Raw genomic sequence first — 3,416 nt, 5'->3', positions numbered from 1 at the left:
TTCCACATGTGTATTTCTCGGGCTTTTATAGTTATTCTTTAAATTAGAGACTTTTGGGTAAATTCAAATAATTTAGAGACTCTTTGACAACTTTTTTGAACAAAAAAACCAGTCATAGACTGGTTTTAATCATATGTTTTTTCTTTTTCATACCTTGATTTCACTTCTTCAAAAGCTCCAGGTTCAATGGATTCTAATTTTTCCCTCACCATCTTTAAGGCCGTTTCATAATCATATTCATTTAAGAATAAACCTTCACTGTATCTAATAGTTTCCATTATACCTGGGTATTCTTCTCTGTGTCTGTATAATCTCTGGCTAGTCAATTCTGTTAATAAAGCATTGTCCACGACTATTTCCGTTTGCTCTGCGAGGTGATCGCAATCTTCCTCACACATACTATGAAGTTTTAAGACTTCTTCTAAATCAAGCTTCGGTCGTGCTAATTCTTTTGCCAGCTGTTCTAAGTGATCTGTTGTATAGAACAACAAATCTAAGTAGTTATTTGGCAGTCCAGGTAAATGCTTGCTTTCAATATAGCGCTTCATTTCTCTGATATCTGTTTCCATGTCTTCTAAATCAGCTTTAATACTCAATTCTTGTTTTCTGTAAGAATATAAGACATCAGACAAGGACTGATAAGACTCAGAGAGCTCTTCCAATTGATCAAACGCTTTGTTTAACAACTCATCTGCTTCTGAATGGGGAATCACTTTGTCGTCCAGCTGTTCCTCTATGTGTTCAATGAGTTTCTTTTGCTCATCTAAGGTCTCATTTAAATCTCTAGCTATCTTTTCTTCATCTTTAAAGAGGATATAGCTTTGGCTGATTCTATCCATTTCCAAAGTCAATTCTCTATCTTGTTTAGCTACGTAATAATAGACCTTAGCTAGCTGGTTCAATAATTTTTGAGCATTGGCTTTCGCTTCTATTTCTAATTCCATTGCGTCATACAACTTATCAATTGTTGTTTCTGTTTCCTCTTGCAACAGACGTGTTTCTTCTACTTTCAAATCAGATATGAGCTCATTCATTCGTTGAATTTTTTCTTCTATAAAGATTATCTCCTCTTCAATAGATAACTCTTCTGGAAAGACATAGTCCTGTTTAACGAGCTGCTGATGCCCTTCTTCTATTTCCTTAAGCTCTTCGGTATAAACAGTCTGTATAGTTTTCAAAATTGGTGGGATGTCAGCCATCAACTTTTCCATTTCGTTTAATCTGTTATCTAGCTGATTAACCACCTTTTTAGCTTCTTCATGGTCACCTGATGCAGTTAGGTCGGAAAAAGAAGTAAATAACTTCTCCATTTGACCTAATTTATCTTCCAATTTATTAATGGCACTTCCAAACGAAAAACTTTTTGCCAATAACTCTTTTCTAATTTCATGGTATTTCTTTTTTATTCCTTCGATTTTTTTAAGATTCGCTTGTTCTCTTTGTAGTAACTCATCGATGGTTTGAGTGTAACTTTTGGTTTCTTCTTCCATTTGCGATAAGTATTCATTTGCTTGCTCTTGATACTTTTTAGATTGATTAAACTTATACCTATCGGTTGCTTGTTCTGCTTCAAATAAAAGACTTTCAATATGAGGAAGGGTATGCTCTTCTATCTGATTGATCGACTCCAGAACCTTATCGGCCATTTCCTTTGTTTGACCTGTAATCATCATTTTATCTAAGGATTTAGCTTTATCAGTAGGCATATTATTTTGAGCTTCTTTTTTTCTTTTATCTAATTCATCAATTGCAGAGTAATTTTTCTTTTTAAGATAGTATGTAAGTATATATAGGGTAATAGCTATCAGTAGTATAATGAGTGTGACTATCACTTCGATTGGCATTTTTTCTCCTCCATTGTGAGTTCCTCTTATAGAGCTCAGTGTATCTATTATACAGTATATCAAACTTAGAAGAATTATGTTATACTAGCAAGCAAATTCTATGAATAAATTATTAAACAGGAGAGGATTTTAAACGTGCAAATTGAAACGAACCACTTGTTAACTAAACAGTTGCATAGTATTATTCACGACGAAACAAACAGAATCGCCAACCTAAGTAACGCTTCAGCTTTATTATTTGAACATTTAGATCGTATTAACTGGGCGGGTTTTTATTTATGGGACGATACAGATAACGAACTTGTCCTAGGTCCTTTTCAAGGGAAAGTGGCTTGTATTCGAATTTCTAATGGTTCAGGCGTATGTGGGACGGCTTTTGATAAAGCAGAAACAATTGTCGTACCGGATGTCAATGAATTTCCGGGCCATATCGTCTGTGATGCCGCTAGTCAATCCGAAATTGTCATTCCTCTAATCAAAGACGGAAAGAAAATTGGCGTATTGGATATTGATGCCCCTGTTAAAAATAGATTCACACCAGAAGATCAGGCCATGCTTGAAGAATTCGTTTCTGTATTAATTCACCATATTTAAATTCAGATTATTCGACAAAAAAAGCCATCCAGAAGGATGGCTTTTTAAAGTTGATTGATTATCTGTTGTAGAACTCAACAACGAATGATTCGTCGATTTCAGCAGGCATTTCTTCACGCAATGGTAAACGTGTCAATGTACCTTCTAATTTGTCTTCGTCAAATGATACAAAATCAGGACGACCATAAAGAGATTCTACTGAATCTTTAATAAATTGGACGTTTCTAGATTTTTCACGAATACCAACGACATCTCCTACTTGAACTTGGTAAGAAGGGATATCTACTCGTTTACCATTAACAGTCACGTGACCATGGTTAACTAACTGACGAGCTTGACGACGAGTTGTCGCAAATCCAAGTCTGTAAGCAATGTTGTCTAAACGTTGTTCTAGTAAAATCATAAAGTTAACACCGTGTTTTCCTTCACGGATTTTACCAGCTTTAATGAATAAGTTAAAGAACTGACGCTCGTTTAATCCATACATGTAACGTAATTTTTGTTTCTCTTGTAATTGTAAACCGTATTCTGATAATTTTGTACGGCTTGTTGGTCCGTGTTGACCAGGTGCATAAGGACGTCTTGCTAATTCTTTACCAGTACCTGTTAAAGAAATGCCTAAACGTCTAGATTTTTTCCATGATGGTCCAGTATATCTTGCCATAGTGGGATTCCTCCATTGTTTAATTTTTATGGAGTAAAATAACGTTTGGAAGTTCAGTACTACGTGCAGTTTCTTTTCAATCTTCGCCTAATTGCAGCCGCAGGTTACACAATTGAGCTCATAATAAATATGGCAAGAAACTGTTGACGCGATTACCACTTCCCGCTGCGATATTTTACACAACTTCTAGTATATCTTTTTCTCTTCTATTAGTCAAGAAAAAAAAGAAAGACCAGGAAAAACCGAGACTGCTGAAAAACCCCTATTCTACCTATGATTTCAATAGATAGAATAGGGGGTTTTTAGTATAATAT

The 3,416-nt window shown here is 35.0% G+C and carries 3 protein-coding genes; 1 reads left to right on the top strand and 2 read right to left on the bottom strand.

The genetic code is table 11. The features are described from left to right. Nucleotides 1-125 precede the first annotated feature (125 nt). Complete coding sequence (locus ABDZ53_RS08600; RefSeq protein WP_343755565.1) at nucleotides 126-1,844, bottom strand: septation ring formation regulator EzrA; 1,719 nt, start codon at nucleotides 1,842-1,844, stop codon at nucleotides 126-128. 135 nt (nucleotides 1,845-1,979) lie between these two features. On the opposite strand from ABDZ53_RS08600, the gene ABDZ53_RS08595 reads away from it, so the two are divergent. Beyond that, complete coding sequence (locus ABDZ53_RS08595) at nucleotides 1,980-2,438, top strand: GAF domain-containing protein (protein WP_343755563.1); 459 nt, start codon at nucleotides 1,980-1,982, stop codon at nucleotides 2,436-2,438. A 58-nt stretch (nucleotides 2,439-2,496) separates the two neighbouring features. Here ABDZ53_RS08595 and rpsD read toward each other — a convergent pair whose 3' ends face one another. Then, nucleotides 2,497-3,102, bottom strand: coding sequence for a 30S ribosomal protein S4 (rpsD, locus tag ABDZ53_RS08590; protein ID WP_343755561.1), 606 nt, complete (start codon nucleotides 3,100-3,102; stop codon nucleotides 2,497-2,499). Nucleotides 3,103-3,416 lie beyond the last annotated feature (314 nt).

This window comes from Alkalibacterium iburiense (genome assembly GCF_039521845.1).
Taxonomy (GTDB): Bacteria; Bacillota; Bacilli; order Lactobacillales; family Carnobacteriaceae_A; genus Alkalibacterium; species Alkalibacterium iburiense.
Note: the sequence above shows the minus strand (reverse complement) of the source record. Positions and strands in the feature narration are given on the sequence as shown.

Coding starts and splice junctions, on each gene's coding strand:
- ABDZ53_RS08600 (WP_343755565.1), bottom strand. CDS start 1,844: ATGCCAATCGAAGTGATAGTCACACTCATTATACTACTGATAGCTATT.
- rpsD (WP_343755561.1), bottom strand. CDS start 3,102: ATGGCAAGATATACTGGACCATCATGGAAAAAATCTAGACGTTTAGGC.